The sequence below is a fragment of the Rhodococcus sp. 27YEA15 genome (genome assembly GCF_049739425.1).
GTDB lineage: Bacteria > Actinomycetota > Actinomycetes > Mycobacteriales > Mycobacteriaceae > Rhodococcus_F.
Map to the genome: position 1 here is coordinate 4994676 of NZ_JBMHHW010000001.1, position 21463 is coordinate 5016138.

A 21463-nucleotide genomic window follows, 5' to 3' on the forward strand; every position below is an offset into this window, starting at 1 on the left:
CACGTCGCGCCCGGACAGGGTACCTGCTGTGAACGCACCGGCAGCCGACCCGCCTTGCGCACGCGGTCGACGCCGGTCAGTACGCGGACGCACGTTCGCGAGCTCGGCGACAAACACGTTGGTGCCGAACATGTTTCGGAATCACATGCCATGCGGCACAACGTCGGGCCGTAGCCGGAGCGCCCGGCAGAATCGACACCCGTCCGTTCGGTGCACTCAACCGGTGATCATGTCCTCCTGATTCCAGAAAGCACGCATCGCGGTGATCGTTCCGTCGTCGAACGTCACCACCTCGACGGGAGCGATCGCCAGAGTCAGTTCACCCGGATTGGCAATCGGCGAGAAATGAAACGCGGCTTCGTTTCCGGCGATCCCGAGCGTGTGAAGAAACAACCGTCTGGTCGAAGTTCTCGATCACAGCGTAGAACTCACCGATCGCTTCCCACGTGGTGCGCACCTCCGTACCCGCCGGGTCCTCGACACTCACTGCCTCCGCATAGAGCTCGACGACCTGTGCAGCCGACCCTGTTTTCACGTACGCCTCGCCGGCGCAGCGGATGACCCCTGCAGACGGTGCCATGAGTGAGCCCTCGTACTTTCAGACGAGTTCCAACAAGGAGGTCGACCCGAGTACGTAGCGGCGATGTCCGTCTTCAGCAATTCGATTGACGAACCAGAGGGAACCGGGTAACAATCTGACTACACATGTTGTCATTTCTGGTCGGGGGGACGGCGAAGCCGTGCATCTTTCGGCTGAACCAGGGGGTACCACCGGTGATCCAACACGTTTTTTCACTGCGGTCGAGGCGATTACAGCTCATCTTGTGTCTCCTGGCTGCAACGCTGCTTGCTGCCACCACCGTCGCCGAGGTTCGCGCAGCACCGAGCTACCTCGCGTACCTGGATCTGGCTGACACCAATCCGGACGGCGCCGACGGCGGTGGTCTCAACCCCGCGCTTCCGCTCGATCGGAACCAACTGCACAGCGCACTGGAATCCGCTCGCACCGCGGGCATCGAGCCACGCCGCTATGCGACCCTGCTGCGGCAGTACTGGCTGGCGGTAGGGGCGGACAACGCCCACATCGATCTGGCGGGCTGGGATCCGCAGCTCGGACTAGCGGCAAACAGAGCCACTGTCGACAAGGTCTACGTCAACTATCTGCGGATGACCAACGCTCGCCCCGAGCTGTACTGGTCCGGTATGGCGGGCCTCGCAGGAGTGTCCTTCGCGGCCGGTTTCTACGATCTCGGATCGCTGTCCGACACCCTCGGTGTGGATGCGGTTCGCCAGACAGCTGCGGCCGCCGCCCGAGGGACTGCAGGGATATCGGCCACCGATCTACCCGACGATCTCGGCCGCCTGATCCGGGACACACCACAGCTGTCGAAGAGCGACGCCGACTGGTATCTGCAAAATCTGCTCACCATGCAGAAACACATTTTCATCGACCTCGTCCCGATGCACGAGGCGTACATGGCATCGGGACCAACCGGGACAGCGGAATTCGAGCGAGCCGGACTTTTCGACGAAAATCTCACTGCAGCATGGAAATCCATTGCCGATGGGACACCCGAAGGCCTCGTCGACGGTCTGGTGCGTCTCGCCTCGCGCGAACAGAACCAGATCATCGCAGACCAGTGGGACCAGGTCGCTCGCGGACGCGACGGCATGGGCCGCGTCCTGACCTACTTCACCACCCTCGCCGGTAAGCCGGCCGTGCCGGGAACTCCGGCACCGGGAAACTACGCACCGATCACCGTCACCACTGACATCCTCGGCACGAAGACAACTCTGACCGGTCCGCTACCGGACTTCAACTGGGCGGACCGGGAACCCCGGTGGAAGTTCATCACGGACGAGCTGGCACCCAAATACGCAGCCGCCGTGCAGCAACACCCGCAAGATACCGCCGTACTGCTGGCCACCCCGTTCACCGACATGTCGGCGCGTGGTCGACTCACCGCGCGGCTCCCCGATCTGCTGACCGATCTGAGTACCGGCTGGAAGGTGGGGACCTGACCCCGATCCGTCGATTCATGTCACTCGATCAACGGACTGTGCCCCTGATTTCTTCGACTTAGATGTCAACAACGTTCATGCGCACTCGCCGGGTAGTCGGCTTTCTCGCTGTCACAGCCGGCGTCACGGTAGCCGCGTGTTCATCCCCGGTAACGGCGAACATTCGAATCCGCTCAGAAGGCAGGCACCCTGCGTCTGTGGGACAGATGACGTCCACCAGAGCGCACGGCACCATCGCGCCACGACAGTTGCCTCACCGTCGGATCTGCCGACGACATACCGCGTGATGTGATCGTTCGAGGAAGCTCTGTCAGTTGCGCGGACGCGACGGCGATAACGAACGAAACGCACCCGGTGCTCTACAGCAGACCCCGTGACACAGGTGGCTCCGGGAATTGGTATTGCACGATCTCGCCGGCGGGCGAATTTCTGGTCGTCTGCAGCGCCGACGCAACAGAAGGATCCGAGGCCCTCTACCGCCCAGCGGGCGATCCGTACGGCTGAAACCCCCTGTGCGCCTTTCCGGTAGCGCGAGCTACCACAAAGGCGCACAGGAGCCGAAGGTCGCTACAGGACGACGTTGACCATCTTGCCCGGAACGACGATCACCTTGCGCGGAGCGTTACCGCCGAGCAGGTCGACGATCTTCTCGTCTGCCAGCGCGATCTCCTCGATCACCTTGCGGTCCGCGTCGGCGGCGACGGTGATGCGGCTACGCACCTTGCCGTTGACCTGGATCGGGTACTCGACGGTGTCCTCGACGAGCCACTTCTCTTCGGCTGTCGGGAACGGCCCGTGCGCAAGGGATTGCGGGTAGCCCAGACGTGACCACAGCTCCTCGGCGAGGTGCGGGGCCAGGGGAGCGAGCATCAGCACCAACGGCTCGACTGCAGCACGCGGCGCGCCGTTCGGGAAGGCCTTGGTGAGGTGGTTGTTGTACTCGATCAGCTTGGCGGCAGCCGTGTTGTCACGCAGCGCCGCATAGTCTTCCGACACTCCGGCGATGGCCTTGTTGAGAGCCCGCAAGGTCTCTTCACCCGGCTGCTCGTCGGTGACGCGGACGTTGCCGGTCTCCTCGTCGACGACGACGCGCCACACGCGCTGCAGGAAGCGGGCCGCACCGACGACGTCCTTGGTCGCCCACGGGCGTGAGGTGTCCAGCGGACCCATCGACATCTCGTAGACCCGCAGGGTATCGGCGCCGTACGCGGAGCAGATCTCGTCCGGCGAGACGGAGTTCTTCAGACTCTTACCCATCTTGCCGTACTCGCGGTTGACCTCGGCGCCCTGGTAGAAGTACTTGCCGTCTTCTTCGGTCACCTCCTCGGCGGGCACGTAGACCCCGCGGGCGTCGGTGTACGCGTACGCCTGGATGTAGCCCTGGTTGTACAGGCGGCGGTACGGCTCGCTGGAGCTGACGTAGCCCAGATCGAAGAGCACCTTGTGCCAGAAACGCGAGTACAGCAGGTGCAGCACCGCGTGCTCGACGCCACCGACGTACAGGTCGACGCCGCCGGGATCGTTGGGGCCGTGCAGTTCCGGGCGCGGGCCCGTCCAGTACGCCTCGTTCTGCGGATCGCAGAAGGTGTCCTCGTTGGTGGGGTCGATGTAGCGCAGCTGGTACCACGAACTGCCCGCCCACTGCGGCATGACATTGGTGTCGCGGTGGTAGGTCTGCAGTCCGTCACCGAGATCGAGTTCGACGTCGACCCAGTCGGTCGCCTTGTTCAGCGGGGGAGAGGGCTCCGAGTTGGCGTCGTCTGGATCGAACGACACCGGTGCGTAGTCCTCGACTTCCGGAAGCACAACCGGCAGAACCGAATCGGGCAGCGCATGCGCATTGCCGTCGGCGTCGTAGACGATCGGGAACGGCTCGCCCCAGTACCGCTGACGCGCGAAGAGCCAGTCGCGCAGCTTGTACTGGATGGTGCCCTTACCGTGGCCGCCCTCCTCGAGTTTGCTGATGATGGTGGCCTTCGCCTCCGCGACGTCCAAGCCGTCGAGATAGTCGGAGTTCACCAGGGCGCCGCCACCGGTGTGCGCCGCCTCACTCACGTCGCCGCCGGAGATGACCTCGAGGATCTCGAGCCCGAACGCGGTCGCGAACTCCCAGTCACGGGCGTCGTGGCCGGGAACAGCCATGATGGCGCCGGTTCCGTAGCCGGTGAGCACGTAGTCGGCGACGAAGATCGGCACCTGCTTGCCGTTGACCGGATTGGTCGCGTACGAACCGAGGAAGACGCCGGTCTTCTCCTTGTTCTCCTGACGCTCCAAATCGGTCTTGGCGGCAATCGACTTACGGTATGCGGCAACAGCTTCCGCCGGGGTGGCCGCGCCACCGGTCCAGCGGACGTCGACGCCCGCCGGCCACTGTGGCGCCACCAGCTGATCCACCAGTTCGTGCTCGGGGGCCAACGTCACGTACGTGGCACCGAACAGGGTGTCCGGGCGTGTGGTGAACACGTCGATACCCAGAGCGCCGGCCGCGAACGTGACCTCGGCACCGTACGAGCGCCCGATCCAGTTGCGCTGCATGGCCTTGACCTTGTCCGGCCAGTCCAGGTACTCGAGATCATCGACCAGACGATCGGAGTACGCGGTGATCCGCATCATCCACTGCTTCAGATGCTTACGGAAGACCGGGAAGTTACCGCGATCACTGCGACCGTCGGCCGTCACCTCTTCGTTGGCCAGCACCGTACCCAGACCGGGGCACCAGTTGACCATCGAATCCGACTGGTAGACCAAGCGATACGAATCGAGAACCTTCGCCTTCTGCACTGCGGTCAGCGACGCCCACTCGCGTCCGTCTTCCAGAACCCGTTCACCGGAATCGAACTCGGCTTCCAGCTCGGTGATGCGACGAGCCTTGCCTGCCGCCTTGTCGTACCAGGCGCCGTGGATCTGCAGAAAGATCCACTGCGTCCAGTGATAGAAATCGACGTCTGTCGTCGCGAGGCTGCGGCGCTCGTCGTGCCCCAGGCCCAGACGGCGCAGCTGACGCTGCATGTTGGCGATGTTCGACTCGGTGGTGCTGCGCGGATGGGTGCCCGTCTGCACGGCGTACTGCTCGGCAGGCAACCCGAACGCGTCGTAGCCGAGAGTGTGCAGGACGTTTCGGCCCTGCATCCGGTGGAAGCGCGCGAACACGTCCGTGGCGATGTACCCGAGCGGGTGGCCGACGTGCAGACCTGAGCCCGAGGGGTACGGGAACATGTCCTGCACGAAGAGCTTGTCGGCCGGAACGCCGTCGGGGGAGGAGAGCGGGCCGACCGGATTGGGCGCGTCGAACGTGCCCTCCTCGCTCCAGCGGTCCTGCCAGCGCTGCTCGATCTGGCCGGCAAGCTCCGCCGTGTAGCGGTGCTGCGGGGTGGCGTCGACTGGTGAATCGGGGGACTGCGAAGACTCGGTCACTGTGGTCGCTATCTACTTGGCTGACGGAAATACCGCTAACCAGGGTAGAGCCTCCACGACCCGCGCATACCCTCAACACCGCCCGCGCCTATCCTGTACGGGTGATCGTTGTCGCTGTAGTGCTGTTCGTGCTCGCTCTCGCCGTCGGCGGAGTTGCTGTCGCCGGCCTGATCGGCAAGCTGCCCCGTAACCGCTGGGCGGGCGTGCGCACCGAGGATTCCCTGCGGAGCGAAGAGACCTTCGCCCTCGCGAACAAGGTGGCTGCGCCCACCATGCTCGCCGCGTCCGGCGTGCTGGTGATCGGCGGCGTCGCCGCTCTGGCGCTCGGTGGACTGCTCGGTGTCGCGGTGGCGATCATCGCAGTCGTCGCCGCTGTGCTGACGGCAGGCGTCGGTGGCTCCATCGGCGCTCGCGCCGCCCGCTGCCCTCCCACAGGAGAGTGGTTGCGGTAACGACTGCAACTGCGGTCAACCCGAAGCCCCCGCCGAAGCAGTAGTCACCGAAACCGTCGAAGCCAAGGCCAACGCTGCCGCCTGCGGAACCGCCTCGTGCGGTGCCTGCGCACTCAAGGACGCTTGCCAGCCGGCTCATTGATTCACGTGAAACATCGTGTGATCGATCCGGCCGGGGCCGTTCTTCGGTCTGATCGTTCCCGTGCTGTGCGCACTGAGCGGTGTGGTTCTCACCCGGCTGTGGCCGTCCGCATCTGCCGGAAAAGATCGCCACGCACTTAGACCACCACGTCCCCCGACGGTTCTCGAGCCTCACCGCGAATACGTCGACCTTCCTGCTGTTGACGCTGCTCTTCGGCGGCGTGCTCGGCCGGCTCGGCACCCGGCTGTTGCGCGACGGTCGCATCCGTACCCCGGCCTCGTCGACAAGATCGGCATGCAGGTGTTCGGCGTGGGATGGCCGCCCTGAACCACAACCTCGACGAGGTGGTCGAGGCGACCGTCACCGAGATCGAACCGTCCGATGATCTCGGTGGCCGCACACTCCAGTCGAAAGGCCGGGGAAACGTCGGACTAGTCTTCCGATCCGGCCCCGCCGTCGTAATTGCCTTTGCCGCGGCGATCGCCGGACCGTCACCAGTCGACCCGCCCAGAAGATGGCCGGTGCCCCGAACCGGCTCGCCGATATCCGAACGCTTCCGTCACCCGAGATCTGATGCCTTACCGAACGAGAACAGGCGTCGACCCCGGACACCGAACCGACGCCATACCCACCCACGCACTGCCAGAACCACAGACGAAGCTCTCCGTATCGCCCACGTGCTTTGAGGCCCCGAAGCAAGAGCGAGCTCCTGATCGCATTCGACAAAGTCGACGGCACGACTGAGCCAGTTTGCACCCTGGACGACCGCGGCTGGCATCCCGACCGACGAAGGGGTCAATCCTCGTATATACCGACGAAGCCGGTGCGGCCATGTGAAACTGATGCGACGGATTTCGGCAGGAGGAGATCACAGGTATGAACCGGCCGGCAGATTCACCTCCACCAGCAGATCGGCGGATCAATTTCGCGTTCACGCCCGACGTCGCGTCCGACCCGGCGGCCTCCTCCGGCGCCATTCCCTCTCCACCGGCGAGGACGTTCCGCCGCTACCCACCAGAGCGGAGGCGACCCGGCCGGCAGATCCCCGTCACCATCGCACGATCGGCCACACTCTTCGCCAGTGATGACATGGCCATCTGGATCAACGGTTTCACGGTCTACGACACAGGGTTGGCGTTTCGCATCGAAGGGCGAATACGTAACTCCACGCGGCCACCGCAGGATTCGGCGCCTCAGTTCGGCCCGCTCAACGTCGGGCGAATGACCCGCCCGCACAGCAACGAAAGCATCCAGCTGACGCTGACATTCCAGGACGGAACGACCGTTACGAGTGTCGGCTCCAACCAACTCGTGCCGGACGACCCGACCGCGCCCTGGCTCGACGGCGGCGGCGCGAGCTCCAGCCGCCTCGCCTCACACGCCGACTACTTCCTGACCCCACTCCCACCTGCCGGCCCGCTGCTGATCGAGATCGCCTACCCCCTCTTCGGCATCGCGGCCACACGCACCACTGTCGACTTGTCCGAGCTGTCCTCAGCCCCCGACAACGTCATACGGCTCTGGCACAACGACACACAGAAGCGGTGAACCACACCATGCCCAGAGACCTTCCCCTGAACGAAATACCCAGCCTGCTGACGGTCATGGCACCACTGGCCGTCAACGACGCAGCTGCAGTGTGGATCGACAACATCCTGATCTATTCAACAGGAATCGCATTCACCATCAACGCCGGATTCCGCCAGGAACTCGAGCCAGGAACCATCAACCTGGGGACCTACGTTCACCCCCACCCAGCCCCCAGCCTACAGCTGGCAGCGTTGTATTCCGACGGCCGAAAAGCAACCAACACAACCGATTTCCGTGCCGAACCAGCTGACCTCGACGAACCGTTCCTCCTGTCCCCCAACAGTGCATCCGACCCCCACTCGGCATCCGCGACGTACTACCTCACCCCGTTTCCCTCACCCGGACCCCTACACCTGGTACTGACGTGCCCGATCCTGGACATAAAAGAAACGACGCTCACCTTCGACGAAGCCGACCTTCGACAGGCGCACCGCAGCATCACGCCACTCTGGCAAGAAAGCAGCTGAAACCCGGAATTCGCAGCCACACCGAACTCCTGCCCGCTCACGCGGATGTGGAACTAGCCAGACGGCCTTCTAGGCCGCCACCACTTCAACCGCGGGTGGACGACAAGGGCTCTGATCTCGCAGCATGGCCCACAGCACGTTCAATCGTCGTCTCGCCAACGCCAGAACTGCCTGTACGACGTTTACCCTCGGCTCGTTGCGGTCGTAGAAAACCTGCGACTGGGCACTGTGCCGGATACTGAGCTGCGCCGACAGATAGAACGCACGCAACAGCCTGCGGTCATATCTGCACGGCCGGCGCAGATTTTCACTGACTCGGCCCGAATCTCGCGGCACCGGCGCCAGACCGGAGATGCCCGCCAATCTGTCGGTGGTACCGAACGCGGACACATCACCACCGGTGGCGGCGAGGAATTCGGCTCCCGCAATTCAACATTCAGACTCAGGATCTGGCGCGCCAACTCACCGACGGACGCCCCGGCGACATCTTGCCCGCAACCCGCGCCAATTGCATGTTTGCAGCCTCAATCGCAACATCCGCCAGTCGAGAGGCGTTGTACGCCTTCCTCTTCTGTAACCACCCTTCCGACTTCGTCCGGTCGGGCCTCCGAAGTCCGTCGGGGGTTTGATACCCGGTCGACAAGATCAACCCGCCCGCAGAGTTGCGCACCTCCAATGCTCGTTCGAACGCCGGGAAATATCCGGTGATCAACGCTCGGAGCCGGTTGATTGCTCGGGTCCGATCTCGCATCAGATCCGTGCGAGGCGAGATCAGGATCGTCAACTCCACGCTGATCTCATCGTCCACTCGCATCGGATGCTGATCGCGTCGCTCTCGGTCCGCGAGCAACGCGATCAGCAGTCCGGCGCCGCCGCTGTTGAGATCCACCGCCCACGTCACCACACCAGTCTCAGACAGAGCGAGAACAGCGTCGACGGGCGTGACCAGATCCGCTTCGTCGTGTCCGCACACAGCGATATCGTTCGCGTCTGTCAATGAGCGGTCGAGTCGTCGAGAACAAAGGAAGACAAAGACAAGTCCACCATCAAGAATCGGGCTGAATTCTCGAATGAGCTAATTTTTTTGTCAGCACAATGGAAACCGGCAAGCGTTCAGGTCGAGTTCGACTAATTGCGTTCGAGCTCGATCGGATGGCTGGCGAGCATCGACAGCGGTAACGGTTGACGCCGGAGAACACCGGCCCAGACGTCGACGTGCGGTGGCGACATCACGTCCGACGGTAGCGAACTGATCACCATCCAGTCGTCACGTTCGAGTTCCGAATCCAGCTGTCCGATGGTCCACCCCGAGTAGCCGGCAAAGATCCGAATACCCTCGACCAACGGCGCGATCACCGCCGGATCCGAATCGAGGTCGACCATGACGACCTTTCCGTCCACCCGACGCAATCCGGACACACCATCGATGTCGACGCCGTTACGCGCTGTACCCAGACACAACGCCGAGTCTCGTTTGACCGGCCCGCCGATGTAGAGAGCCGACGTATGTGTGGTCAACGGTGCCCACTGCGGAAGTACGTTGCGCACGACGGTGCCGCTCGGCCGATTCACGACCACACCGAGACTGCCCGCATCGTTGTGCTCGATCATGTAGACGACGGTGCGGCGAAATGCCGGATCGGTGAGATCGGTCGACGAAACCAACAAACTGCCTGGACGAACCTCCGGTTCTACCCAGGCCATCCGATCTTCGGGTTCCTCTGCGTGCGGCACAGAAGACATCATGTCACCGCGCGCCGCGCAGAACGGAACAAGACACAGGTTCACTCATTTCAATCCCGTCACATCGGCCAGCAGTGCGAGATGACACTCGAACACCTCGCTCGGGTCGGTGAAGGTATCTGTTCCGTATTGCCCGAAAACATCGAAGTTCACCGAGCCGAACAGAGCACTCCACGCGAGGGTTCCGCGCACCAGAACCGCCGACGGAATGTCGACACCCATCTCCGCGCGAATCCGCGCGAGGTCACTCTCGAGGACAGCACTGGGTGTCGAATCGTCGAGGACGGTGAGTGTGCCGCTGCGGTGGGCGGCGGCGAGTATCGAGATCATGCACACCACCACCCGGACACCTGGCCCGGTGGTCTGATCGCCCGGTGCGTCGTAGCCCGGAACCGGACTGCCGAAGAGCAGACCGTAGCGGGCAGGCTCTCGCACTGCCCACCCTCGTACCGCGCGCCCCAGAGTGAGGAACCGTTCACGATGATCGGCCTCCGGGACGGTGTCCACCGCCGCTTCGACCTCGGCACCGAGTTCGTCGTAGGCATCGACCACCAACAGCGTCAGTAACTCGTCACGACTGGCGACATACCGGTACACGGCCGAGGACACGACACCGAGATCGCGGGCAACGGCCCGGAGCGAGAGGGCTGCCGCCCCTACCGCCGCGAGATGTGCGCGCCCGATCCGAGTGATGTCCTGCAGGGTTTGCGCGCGTGCACGTGCGCGGGGTGTTCCGGTCATGGGGACAGCCTGCCGCAGCAACGAGAGCGGCGTCAATTAAAGAGAGCACTGCTCTTGACAAGAGCGCGCAACCCGATCCATCCTGGAAATAGAGAGCACCGCTCTCGTCAACCTTCCCGGCAAGGAGCACTCCATGTCAGATCTCGAAATCGTCACCGGCGCCGGCCCCGTCGGTGCCACCGTCGCACTGCAATTGGCCGAACAGGGCACCGCCGTCCGACTGCTGACTCGATCCGGCAGCGGCCCGCAGCATCCCCTCGTCGAACGCCTGCATGTCGACGTCTCCGACCCGGCTGCACTTCGTGCCGCGAGCGAGGGCGCCACCGCCGTCTACCACTGCATCCACGCCGCCTACAACGCGGCGGCCTGGGAGCGCGAACTCCCCGCTGCCGAAAGAGTCGTCCTCGACGTGGCCGCCGACCTCGGCGCCGTCGTCGTCTTCCCGGAAAGCCTCTATGCCTACAACTCCGAGACCACGATGACCGAGAACGATCCGCGCACCGCCAGCGGCGGAAAACGCGGCATCCGCGCGGCACTGCTGCGCGCCCGCGCCGCCTCGAACACCCCCACGGTCAGCGTCGTGGCCTCCGACTTCTTCGGTCCGCGAGTGATCAGCGCCCACGCCGGAGCGCGTATGGTACCGAAAGTGATGGCGGGCAAGAAAATTCGTGTCGTGGGATCGGCCGACACACCGCACTCCTTCACCTACGTCCCCGACCTCGCCCGCGCCATGGTCACCGCCGCCCACCACCGGCGACTGTGGAACACCGTGCTGCACGCCCCTACCGGGCCCGCCCTGACCCAACGGCGCATCGCCGAAGCCTTCGCCCACGCGGGCGGCGCCCGCACTGCCCGAGTCGGCGTACTACCCGCCTGGATCCTCGACGCCCTCGGCACCGTCGACAGTGATACCCGGGAACTCGCCGAGATGTCCTACCAATTCACCAAGCCGTTCGTGATGGACTCGGGCGCCAGTGAAATCGCCCTCGGCCTCGAACCGACCCCACTCGATCAGGCGGCCGCCGAGACCGTCGCCTGGTGGCGCGCCGAACAGGCTCGCACCGACGCGGCCTGAATCGGACACGGCATCCACGAAGGACTGGAATCGACCCATTACAGTTCCGCTATGACCTCCACGTCGGCCCGCCGTGAAACCTGGCGCAGAACGCTTCACACGCTGCGCCACTCACCTGGCCTGGGTCGACTGGCCGTCATCCGCTTCTCCAGTCAGTTCGGCGACGGAATGTTCCAAGCCGCACTCGGCGGTGCCATCCTCTTCAATCCCGAACGTGAAACCGACCCCGTCGCCATCGCCGCCGGATTCGCGGTACTGCTGCTGCCGTACTCGATCATCGGGCCGTTTGCAGGCGCACTGCTCGACCGTTGGGATCGACGACTCGTCCTGATGTGGGCAGGCGCGTTGCGCGGGCTGCTGATACTCACCACAGCAGTCACCCTGGTCATCGGCGGTAGTGAATTCCTGCCCCTGCTGTGCGCACTGGCCGCCATCGGCGTCAGCCGCTTCGTCGGCGCCGGAGTATCGGCGTCACTTCCCAAAGTGGTTCGCCAATCCTGGCTCGTCCCCACCAATTCCGTTCTCACCACCGCGGGTTCGGTGGTGGCGGCACTCGGAGCGGCCACCGCGGTAGCTGTCATCGGATTCATCGGAGCCGGCGATCGAGCGTCGGGAGTGGCGGTGGCGTTCGCCTGCCTCGGATCGGTGATCGCCGCCGTCGCCGCAGCCAGATTCACCGCCCACTCGCTGGGGCCGGTGGCAACCGAGATCGATCGCCGCGGCGCGATCCGGTCCGTCGCGTCCGGACTACGCGGCGGCGCCACCGCCGTCTGGCGCGCCCCCGGTGTCACCACCACGATGATCGGGATCGGCGCACATCGCATCTGCTTCGGCCTCAACACCTTGATCATGGTGCTGGTGCTACGCGGCAACGACAATCACTCCGGACTGCCCGCGGGCATGGCCGGTTTCGGCGTCGCCGTCGGCGCAACGGCGATCGGTATGCTCATCGCCGCCCTCATCACCCCCGTGGTGATTCCGCGACTCGGCCGCTCCCGAACCGTCACCTACGCATTGATCTGCTCGGTACTCGCTCAACTGCTCTTCGTGACCCCGTTGACCCAGGGCTCGCTGCTGATCGCCGCATTCTGCCTCGGAATCACCGGCCAGTGCATCAAACTCAGCGGCGACGCCGCCATGCAGATCGACGTCGACGACGACCACCGTGGTCAGGTATTCGCACTGCAGGACACCGTGTTCAACGTGGCATTCATCGGTGCGATCGCCGCCGCGTCGACGGTCGTCCCGGCGGACGGCAAAAGTGTCGGACTCGCCCTGACCGGCGCCGCGATCTACGCCCTCGGACTCTCAGCTGCCGGACTCAACCGACGAGTCCGCGCCGGCTGACTGCTGCCTCGCCCACCACGCGAGCAGTTCGGTCTCCGCCTCGTCCCGCCCGAGCGGGCCACGATCGAGGCGCAGCTCCTTGAGGAACTTCCAGGCCTTACCGACCTGCGGGCCGGCCGGGATCCCCAGCAGCTCCATGATGGCGTTACCGTCCAGATCCGGCCGCACCCGCGCCAGATCTTCCTGCTCCGCCAAATGAGCGATCCGCGCCTCGATGTCGTCGTACGTTGCCTGCAACTGGGCGGCGCGACGCTTGTTGCGCGTCGTGCAGTCCGCGCGCACGAGCTTGTGCAAACGGGGGAGTAGCTCGGCCGCATCGGTCACGTAGCGCCGCACTGCCGAATCGGTCCACTGCCCCTTGCCGTAACCGTGAAACCGCAAGTGCAAGAACACGAGCTGTGAGACGTCGTCGACCATCTGCTTGGAGAACTTCAGTGCCCGCATCCGCTTACGGACGAGTTTGGCCCCGACCACCTCGTGATGATGGAAGCTCACGCCGCCACCCGGCTCGTTTCGCTTGGTGTCCGGCTTACCGATGTCGTGAAGCAGTGCAGCCCAACGTAATACCAAATCCGGATCGCCTTCTTCGAGATCGATCGCCTGCTGGAGCACCGTGAGCGAATGCTGGTAGACGTCCTTGTGCTGGTGGTGCTCGTCGATCTCGAGCTTCATCTGCGGCACTTCGGGCAGGACGTATTCGGCGAGCCCCGACTCGACCATGACGTTGATTCCGTCCACCGGATACATCCCGAGCATCAGCTTGTTCAGTTCGGCATGCACCCGCTCGGCGGTGATCCGCTCGATCTGGGCGGACATCTCCTGCACCGCGATCAGAACACGATTGTTCAACGTGAAACCGAGCTGTGACACGAAGCGCGCCGCACGCAACATCCGCAACGGATCGTCGTTGAACGAGTTCTCCGGCGCCGACGGCGTGTCCAGTACACCCGCCAGCAGGGCATCCATCCCGTCGAGCGGATCGACGAACGTCAACGAACCGTCCGCGTCGATCTTCACGGCCATCGCGTTGACCGTGAAATCGCGCCGCACCAGATCGTCGGCCAGGGTCGAGCCGTACTCGACGATCGGATTGCGCGAGACGCGATCGTAGGCGTCGGCCCGGAACGTCGTGATCTCGATCTCCTGGCCGTGCTTGACGGCACTGATCGTCCCGAACTCGATGCCCGTGTCCCATTGCTTGTCCACCCACCCCGCCAGCAGGGCTTGCACCGTCTCCGGACGAGCATCCGTCGTGAAGTCCAGATCACCGCTGAAACGACCGAGTATCGCGTCCCGAACACTTCCACCCACCAGGTACAACTCGTGGCCGGCCGCCGCGAAGCGCTCACCGAGCGGGTTCAAGACATCGGACAACGTGCCCAGCGTGTCGAAGGCTGCGGCAAGTAAACGTAGGCGGCGATCAGCGTCGGAGCTAGGGACAGTCACGTGGAAGGAGCTTACTTAAGTGCGCAAATACACGAATGCGCATACGAACGCCGTCACTGCGTCCGCGCGGTTACCGGTCAACGTGGAAACGGCAACTAGTATCGATGAGGTGTCTGGTGCCGAACGAACGAACAGGAGTCGCCGCAACTCGCGGCGTCGGCCTGCCGTCGGCAATCCCGAGAAACCGCCGATGCGCACAGTGCGCGAAACCTCGGCGGGCGGACTCGTCGTCGACGGCTGGGGCGGCCCACCCGAACGACTCTGCGCGGCACTGATCGGCCGCACCGACCGGCGTGGGCGACTGCTGTGGTCACTCCCCAAAGGACACATCGAACAGGGCGAGACCGCCGAGCAGACCGCGATGCGTGAAGTCGAGGAAGAAACCGGCATCCAGGGAACCGTCCTCGCACCGCTGGGCAGCATCGATTACTGGTTCGTGACCGAGGGCCGACGGGTTCACAAGACGGTGCACCACTATCTCCTGCGGTTCCGCGGCGGAGAGCTCTCCGACGAGGACATCGAGGTCACCGAAGTCGCCTGGGTACCCCTGACCGAACTCCACTCCCGCCTGGCATACGCGGACGAGCGCAAACTAGCCGAACTCGCGTCGGAGATGATCGCTCGGATGCCCCCGCGTGCGGGACAACCGAAGGCCCCGGACGCCGGATGAGAACGGCTTTTCGGCGAGCCGCGGTGGCCGCTCTGGTGATGGCCGCTGTCGGTGCAGGACCAGCAGCAGTAACTGTCGGTGCAGGACCAGCAGCAGCTGCCCCTGCCGGTTCGACCCCCGCGCACTCGCAGTCGCCGCTCACCCCGAACGAAACCAAGTTTCTCCAACTGACCGTCGACTCGACGTCACCGACCACCGTCACCACTTCGAGCACCCCCACCGTCGTCGTCACCGGAACGGTCGCGAACGTCGGCGACCGCCCGGTGGACGATGTCAGCGTGCGACTGCAACGGGCACCCGCGATCAACAGGAGCTCCGACATTCGCGGGGCACTCGACTACGACCAGACCGTGTTCGACACCGTCGGAAACTTCGACACCGTCGCCACCCGTCTCGACACCGGCCAGAGCGTGCCGTTCCGGCTCACGCTGCCACTACGCAGCTCGACCGGGCTCTCGCTCGACATCACCGAGCCCGGGGTGTACCCGATGCTCGTCAACGTCAACGGCACCCCGGAATACGGCGGCGCAGCCAGACTCGACGACTCTCGGTTCCTGCTACCGGTCCTCGGTGTCCCGGCATCGGGTACCGAAGCGCCGATACCGCCGGACACCGGGGCCCCGATCGGCGTGAGCATGTTGTGGCCGCTCGCGGACACCCCGCGACTCGTCGGCGGAATCCCCGGATCGGTCAGTGATCCGATCCGACTCGTCGACGACGAGCTGGCCACCGAACTCGGCGCGGGTGGACGCTTGCGCGGGCTGGTCGACGCCGTCGTCGACGCCACCAAACCCGAAGTCGACGCCGACCGTCGGATCAGTGACTCGTTGTGCCTGGCCGTGGACCCGGACCTGCTCATCACCGTCGAGAACATGACTCGCGGGTACCAGGTGGTGAACGATCCGTCCGATCCCGCCGGACCGAGCCACGACGGAGCGGGACGAGAAGCTGCGGTCCAATGGCTCGACGAGGTCAAGAGCCTCGCCGGGTCCATGTGCACGATGTCGGTGCCGTTCGCCCAAGCCGATCTGGCTGCGGTCACGTCCGTCGCGAACCCGGATCTGTTCCAGGCCGCGATCGCCCACCCCGCCGACATCGTCGACGGCATCCTCGGCGTCGATTCGGTGCGTGACCTCGTGTGGCCCGAATCCGGTGTACTCGATCCGGCGACGGTAACCGCGCTGGCCCCCACACCGACGACGGCGCTGCTCGCGGACGCGGCCGTGCGAACCACATCACCCCAACTGACCGCACGGATCTCGGATTCGCTGCACACTCTCGCATTCGACAGCCCGACTGCCGCCGCACTCGCCGCGACGGGGACACATCCTCAGACGCCGTCGTACCTCACTACGGCACCGGAGTCCACGGCTACGGCACCGGAGTCCACGGCTACGGCACCGGAGTCGCCTGCAGCCAGACGTCAGGACGCCATCGGCGCCATGGCCTTCGCCGCGTTGACGTCGACCGAACTTCCGCGAGGCCGGATCTTCGCGCCACCGCAGGTGTGGAGCGCCGACCGGGCCGACGCGGGCGCGGTACTGACGATGCTGGCCACGCTCATCCGATCCGGACTGGCGAATCCGCAGGCTCTTCCGGCTCTGCTCGCCACCTCGGCCGGCACCACGAACACCGCCACGCTCGACGACGCGGACCAGGGCACCACCGACGGTCCGCAACCCTCCGTGATCGCGACAGCCACCCGACAGTTGCCCCGAATCGACGCACTCGAATCGTCACTGGTCGACGATCCGCAGGCTCCGCTCTCGCCCGGCCGGTTCACCGCACCGCTGCGTGAGGACCTACTGCGCGCAATGAGCACTGCGGGCCGCCGAGATACCGACCGCCGCGTGGTCGAACAGGCCGAACGGGCGGCGACGGTTCGCGCCGACAACGTCACCGGCGCGGTTGACGGCCTGTACCGAGCTGTCACCGTCGTCTCCCCGGGTGGGGTGTACACGCTCGCGTCCGGTCAGAGTCCGTTGTTGTTGGTCGCCCGCAACGAGTTACCGCTCGCGATCAACGTGAACTTGCAGGTAGATGCACCTCCGGAGATGCAGATCAGCGACATCGGCCCCAAGCAGTTACCACCGCGAGGTAGCCGACAGTTGACTGTGCCCGCCGAGATGAACGACTCTCGGAAATTGACCGTCGATTTCTCGCTCACCACTGCAAACGGGCACCAGTTGGGCGAGCCGACCATGGTGACCGTACGGTCGAACGCGTACGGTCGCCCGCTCGCCGCCGTGACGGCGACAGCTGGCGGATTGCTGCTCTTCCTGGCCGGGCGGAGACTGTGGCATCGATTCAGGGGTCAACCGGACCCAGCAGATGAAGGGTACGAACGCTCATGACCGGGAACTCGACCGAGGGCCCCCGCACCTCCGCGATCACGCGTAAGAGCGCCGTCACCCGTTCACACTCCCGAATGGCGCCGTGGGAGCGCAGCTACCCGATTCAGCCGGTCAGCCCGGACGCGCGCTTCGACGACGCCCCCACCACCAGCATTCCGGTGATCCGTGACCATCCGCGTTACCGCGACGAAGAGACAACCGTCCTGACGGTCTCGGACATCGCGAATTTCGATCCCGAGGCGCCCGCGGACGAAGCCACCGCCAAGGACGGCAACTCACGTCTGATGGCGGCCACCGGTTCGATCGCCATCGCGACACTGACAAGTCGTATCACCGGATTCGCCAAGCAGTTGATGATCATCTTGGTGCTGGGTGCCGGGGTCGCGAGTTCCTTCACCGTCGCCAGCCAGATCCCGAACATGATCGCCGAACTGGTGCTCGGCGCGGTGCTGACCGCGATCGTCGTACCGGTGCTGGTGCGTGCCGAACGCGAGGACGCCGATCACGGCGCCGCCTTCGTGCGGCGCCTCTTCACCGCATCCCTGGTTCTTCTCGGTGCGGCGGCGCTGCTCGCGACGATAGCGGCTCCTTTCCTCACCAAATACGTCTTCCTCTCCAGTGACGGCAAGGTCAACGTCGCCCTCACCACGGCCCTGTCGTATCTGCTCTTGCCTGCCATCCTGTTCTACGGACTCTCCGCACTGTTCACGGCGTTCCTGAACACACGGCAGATCTTCAAGCCGGGTGCGTGGGCGCCGGTGGTCAACAACATCGTCGTGCTGGTCGTGCTGGCGGTCTTCTATCTGACCCCCGGTGAGATCTCACTGGATCCGGTTCGGATGGGCGATGCGAAACTGCTGACACTCGGACTCGGTATCACTGCCGGTGTGATCGCCCAGGCCGGCGTGCTGGTGCCGGCGTTGCGTCGGGAGAAGATCTCTCTCAAACCGCTGTGGGGTCTGGACGACCGGTTGCGTCAGTTCGGCGGGATGGCCGTGGCGATCGTTCTGTACGTACTGATCAGCCAGATCGGCATGATCGTCGCCACCAAGATCTCCTCGCACGCCGACGCGGGCGGTCCGGCGATCTACAGCCAGGCCTGGTTGCTGCTGCAATTGCCGTACGGCGTGCTCGGGGTGACCGTGTTGACCGCGATCATGCCCCGGTTGAGCCGAAACGCCGCAGCGGACGACACGCCCGCCGTCGTCGACGATCTGTCGGTTGCCACCCGGTTGACCATGATCACGCTGGTCCCCATCATCACGTTCCTGACGTTCATGGGTCCGCAGGTCGGTGAAGCCCTCTACGGTTACGGCAATTTCGGTCAGCACAACGCCGAACGGCTGGGTACTGCTGTCAGTTGGTCCGCGTTCACCCTGATTCCCTACGCGATGGTGTTGATCCACCTGCGCGTCTTCTACGCCCGCGAGCAGGCGTGGACCCCTACCTGGATCGTTCTCGGTATCACCGTGGTGAAGGTAGCGCTGTCCTCCCTCACTCCGCTGATCGCCTCGAACGACGAACAGGTGGTCGTCCTGCTCGGCGCCGCCAACGGACTCGGATACATCACCGGTGCCTGCATCGGGGGATACCTGCTGCACCGGAGCCTGGGTGATCTGCAGATGGCGAATGTCGGCAAGACGGTGTGGTCCGTGGTTCTGGCGTCGTTGGCCGGTTCACTGACCATGTTGGCCGTGGACCGGGTGCTCGGTTTCGACAAGCTCACCGAGCGCTTCGGAGGCCCGGGTTCCATGGTCCGGGTCGCGGTGGGCGGTGTGCTGATGCTCGCGATCACCTTCACGATCCTGTATTTCAAGAAGGTTCCGGAAGTACTGACGGTGACCGTCGCGATTTCGCGTCGAATCCGCCGCTCTCCCGCAAGTCCCGAACCGGAATCAGACACAACGGCGGGTTCTCCGGTGTCCGCGCGCGTAGCTGCGGCGCAACCAGCGACGAACAGGAATGAAGGACGAGGTCCGCTACCGTACCCTGGTCCTGAACGTAGAGGGCCTCGACCCTCGGACCGAGGACGGGCAATCGACGAAGAAGGAGTCCGGGTGAGCGACGACAACGGTTCCGGCAAAAAGAATGCCGGGGCATCTGCCGTGCACACAAGCGAACAGCAGTCGGACGTACCGGCGACGCCGCGCACCTCGGAAGCCGCGAAGACGAGGCCCAGCGGCCCGGTACCCAACAGTTCGGCACCCAACGGCCCGATACCCAACGGCCCGGTACCCAACACTGCCGCGCCGCGGGCCGACTCGACGGCCAAGCCGCCGGCGGGACCACAGGTTCGAAAGGCGACGCCGCCGGTTCCTCCGACCACGTCGACGCCGTCCACCGCTCCGAAGACCCCTGTTTCGAAAGCCCCCGTTTCGAAAGCCCCCGTTTCGAAAGCCCCGACCCCCAAGGATTCGACACCCGTTCGACCGGTCGAGACGCCGGCCGCGCCGGCTTCTCGTCGTCCGTCCGCACGGCCGGTGCCTCGCGGACCGAAACTCATTCCGGGCGCATCCGTCGCAGGTGGTCGCTACCGCCTGCTCGCCCCGCACGGCGGAACCCGTGGACTGCAATTCTGGGAAGCTCTCGACGTCAAACTCGATCGCGAAGTCGCGTTGACGTTCGTCGACGCCGATCAACGTGGGGACGACGACACCCAGGCCGGACCGCAGGCCGTCCTGTCCCGCACGCTGCGGTTGGGCCGCATCAACTCACCCGGCCTCGCCCGGGTACTCGACGTGGTCCGCGGAAGCTCCGGCGGCATCGTCGTCGCGGAATGGACGCCTGGGCGTTCACTGCGCGAGATGGCAGAGACCACGCCTTCCCCGATCGGTGCCGCTCGGGCCATCCGCGCGCTCGCAGCCGCTGCCGAATCGGCACACCGGACCGGGGGAGCGCTGTCCATCGATCATCCGGACCGGGTACGCATCAGCATCAACGGTGACGCGGTCCTCGCATTTCCGGCGACACCGGCCGACGCCGATTCCACCAGCGACGTCCGCGGGCTCGGCGCGATGCTGTACACCCTCATCACCGCACGCTGGCCGCTGGCCGCGCCCGACGCCGAACCGGTGGGCGGATTGCGTCCGGCCGGACGCGATGCCGAAGGAAAGTTGATCGAACCTCGGGTCGTCCGTCCCGAAGTTCCCTTCGACATCTCTGCGGTCGCAGTACGCGCATTACAGTCCGAGAGTGGTATCCGAACCGCTGCGACCGTTCAACACATCCTCGATCAGGCATCGGTCGTCAACGACAAGACGGAGATGATTCCTGCCCTTCGCCTGGGACAGCGTGATGCGGCCGCCGGCGGTCACGCACTCTCCGATCCGGTGGCGATCGAGGAGGAGAAGAAGAAGTCGACACGGATGCTGGCCGCTCTGACGGCACTCGGCGTGTTCACGATCATCGTGCTGATCCTGCTGGGCGTGTGGGTGGCAAGCTTCCTCTCCGGTAGCAGTTCCGATACACCGCTCGACAAACAAAATATTGGACTGACCTCCGAAGCCGCTGTTCCACAGGGCAATTCACCGGCCCCTGCCCCCACGACCACCGGTCCGGTCAAGCCGGTCGGCGCTTCGGTCTTCTCGCCGCAGGGCACCGCGGACCAACCGGCGACGGCCAAGAACGCCATCGACGGCAACCCGGCCACATCCTGGTCGACAGACGCCTACTTCCAGCCCTTCCCGGCACTGAAAAACGGAGTCGGCCTGATGATCACGTTGGCCGACCCGGCCAATCTGAAGAGCGTCGCCATCACGTCGGATTCCCCGGGAACGGTTGTCGAAATACGTTCTGCTCCTTCTGCGGACACCACCCTCGATCAGACGAAGGAGATCGGCTCCGCCACGCTGACCAGCGGTGTCACCGACATTCCCGTCACCGGAGACAGCACTGGGCCGTACGTCCTGATCTGGATCACCAAGCTCAGCACCGATTCCGGACAAAACCAATCCTCCATAGCTGAAGTCACTTTCACCGCCAACAGTTGATCCGTCTCGAT

General features: G+C 64.7%; 15 protein-coding genes and 1 pseudogene. 9 read left to right on the top strand and 7 right to left on the bottom strand.

Annotated elements, in window-relative coordinates; all coding sequences use genetic code 11:
- Positions 1-216 precede the first annotated feature (216 nt).
- Positions 217-393, bottom strand: a complete 177-nt coding sequence (locus ABH922_RS23375) for a hypothetical protein (protein ID WP_424809202.1) — start codon at positions 391-393, stop codon at positions 217-219.
- 381 nt (positions 394-774) lie between these two features.
- Here ABH922_RS23375 and ABH922_RS23380 point away from each other — a divergent pair, with 381 nt between their 5' ends.
- Positions 775-2022 carry a hypothetical protein gene (locus tag ABH922_RS23380; RefSeq protein WP_424809203.1) on the top strand — a complete coding sequence of 416 codons (1248 nt, stop codon included), beginning with the start codon at positions 775-777 and terminating at the stop codon, positions 2020-2022.
- Between the two features lie 567 nt (positions 2023-2589).
- On the opposite strand, the gene leuS is transcribed toward ABH922_RS23380, so the two are convergent.
- Positions 2590-5436: a leucine--tRNA ligase gene (gene leuS / locus ABH922_RS23385; RefSeq protein ID WP_424809204.1), complete on the bottom strand. Its 2847-nt coding sequence runs from the start codon at positions 5434-5436 to the stop codon at positions 2590-2592.
- A 101-nt stretch (positions 5437-5537) separates the two neighbouring features.
- Between leuS and ABH922_RS23390 the strand changes: the two are divergent.
- The 3 genes and pseudogenes from ABH922_RS23390 to ABH922_RS23400 all read left to right on the top strand — a co-directional run bounded on the left by ABH922_RS23390 (position 5538) and on the right by ABH922_RS23400 (position 8087).
- Positions 5538-6030: pseudogene (locus tag ABH922_RS23390) on the top strand (SdpI family protein).
- Positions 6031-6906: 876 nt separating this feature from the next.
- Positions 6907-7578, top strand: coding sequence for a hypothetical protein (locus tag ABH922_RS23395; RefSeq protein WP_424809205.1), 672 nt, complete (start codon positions 6907-6909; stop codon positions 7576-7578).
- A complete protein-coding gene (locus ABH922_RS23400; protein WP_424809206.1) occupies positions 7575-8087 on the top strand; it encodes a hypothetical protein in 513 nt (170 codons plus the stop codon). Before ABH922_RS23395 ends, ABH922_RS23400 begins: the two co-directional genes overlap by 4 nt.
- A 69-nt stretch (positions 8088-8156) precedes the next feature.
- On the opposite strand, the gene ABH922_RS23405 is transcribed toward ABH922_RS23400, so the two are convergent.
- From ABH922_RS23405 to ABH922_RS23420, 4 genes are all read right to left on the bottom strand, one after another.
- On the bottom strand, positions 8157-8477 hold the full coding sequence (locus ABH922_RS23405) for a transposase (protein WP_424809207.1): 321 nt from the start codon (positions 8475-8477) through the stop codon (positions 8157-8159).
- Between the two features lie 52 nt (positions 8478-8529).
- Entirely contained in the window at positions 8530-9060 is a 531-nt protein-coding gene (locus tag ABH922_RS23410) for an IS110 family transposase (RefSeq protein WP_424809208.1), read from the bottom strand.
- Positions 9061-9215: 155 nt separating this feature from the next.
- Positions 9216-9821 carry a YqgE/AlgH family protein gene (locus ABH922_RS23415; protein WP_424809209.1) on the bottom strand — a complete coding sequence of 202 codons (606 nt, stop codon included), beginning with the start codon at positions 9819-9821 and terminating at the stop codon, positions 9216-9218.
- A 54-nt stretch (positions 9822-9875) separates the two neighbouring features.
- Positions 9876-10571 (bottom strand): TetR/AcrR family transcriptional regulator, encoded by a 696-nt coding sequence (locus tag ABH922_RS23420; protein ID WP_424809210.1) that lies wholly within the window; start codon positions 10569-10571, stop codon positions 9876-9878.
- Between the two features lie 133 nt (positions 10572-10704).
- Between ABH922_RS23420 and ABH922_RS23425 the strand changes: the two genes are divergently transcribed.
- Both ABH922_RS23425 and ABH922_RS23430 read left to right on the top strand, forming a co-directional pair.
- Complete coding sequence (locus ABH922_RS23425; protein WP_424809211.1) at positions 10705-11646, top strand: NAD-dependent epimerase/dehydratase family protein; 942 nt, start codon at positions 10705-10707, stop codon at positions 11644-11646.
- A gap of 51 nt (positions 11647-11697) precedes the next feature.
- The gene (locus tag ABH922_RS23430; protein WP_424809212.1) at positions 11698-12993 is read left to right on the top strand and encodes an MFS transporter; all 1296 of its coding nucleotides are present in this window, start codon (positions 11698-11700) and stop codon (positions 12991-12993) included.
- Here ABH922_RS23430 and ABH922_RS23435 read toward each other — a convergent pair.
- Entirely contained in the window at positions 12955-14439 is a 1485-nt protein-coding gene (locus ABH922_RS23435) for a CCA tRNA nucleotidyltransferase (RefSeq protein ID WP_424809213.1), read from the bottom strand. The two genes, ABH922_RS23430 and ABH922_RS23435, sit on opposite strands and share 39 nt — an antisense overlap.
- Positions 14440-14548: 109 nt before the next feature.
- Between ABH922_RS23435 and ABH922_RS23440 the strand changes: the two genes are divergently transcribed.
- From ABH922_RS23440 to murJ, 3 genes are read left to right on the top strand one after another with little or no spacing between them, the layout of a single operon-like run.
- Positions 14549-15109, top strand: coding sequence for an NUDIX hydrolase (locus ABH922_RS23440; RefSeq protein WP_424809214.1), 561 nt, complete (start codon positions 14549-14551; stop codon positions 15107-15109).
- On the top strand, positions 15106-17463 hold the full coding sequence (locus tag ABH922_RS23445) for a glycoprotein (protein ID WP_424809215.1): 2358 nt from the start codon (positions 15106-15108) through the stop codon (positions 17461-17463). Before ABH922_RS23440 ends, ABH922_RS23445 begins: the two co-directional genes overlap by 4 nt.
- Positions 17460-21452: a murein biosynthesis integral membrane protein MurJ gene (gene murJ / locus ABH922_RS23450; RefSeq protein WP_424809216.1), complete on the top strand. Its 3993-nt coding sequence runs from the start codon at positions 17460-17462 to the stop codon at positions 21450-21452. The genes ABH922_RS23445 and murJ overlap by 4 nt, the downstream gene beginning before the upstream one ends.
- Positions 21453-21463 lie beyond the last annotated feature (11 nt).

Bases quoted from the DNA above. Each gene is read 5' to 3' on its own strand.
- ABH922_RS23395 (WP_424809205.1), top strand. From the start codon at position 6,907: ATGAACCGGCCGGCAGATTCACCTCCACCAGCAGATCGGCGGATCAAT.
- ABH922_RS23420 (WP_424809210.1), bottom strand. From the start codon at position 10,571: ATGACCGGAACACCCCGCGCACGTGCACGCGCGCAAACCCTGCAGGAC.
- ABH922_RS23425 (WP_424809211.1), top strand. From the start codon at position 10,705: ATGTCAGATCTCGAAATCGTCACCGGCGCCGGCCCCGTCGGTGCCACC.
- ABH922_RS23430 (WP_424809212.1), top strand. From the start codon at position 11,698: ATGACCTCCACGTCGGCCCGCCGTGAAACCTGGCGCAGAACGCTTCAC.
- ABH922_RS23445 (WP_424809215.1), top strand. From the start codon at position 15,106: ATGAGAACGGCTTTTCGGCGAGCCGCGGTGGCCGCTCTGGTGATGGCC.
- murJ (WP_424809216.1), top strand. From the start codon at position 17,460: ATGACCGGGAACTCGACCGAGGGCCCCCGCACCTCCGCGATCACGCGT.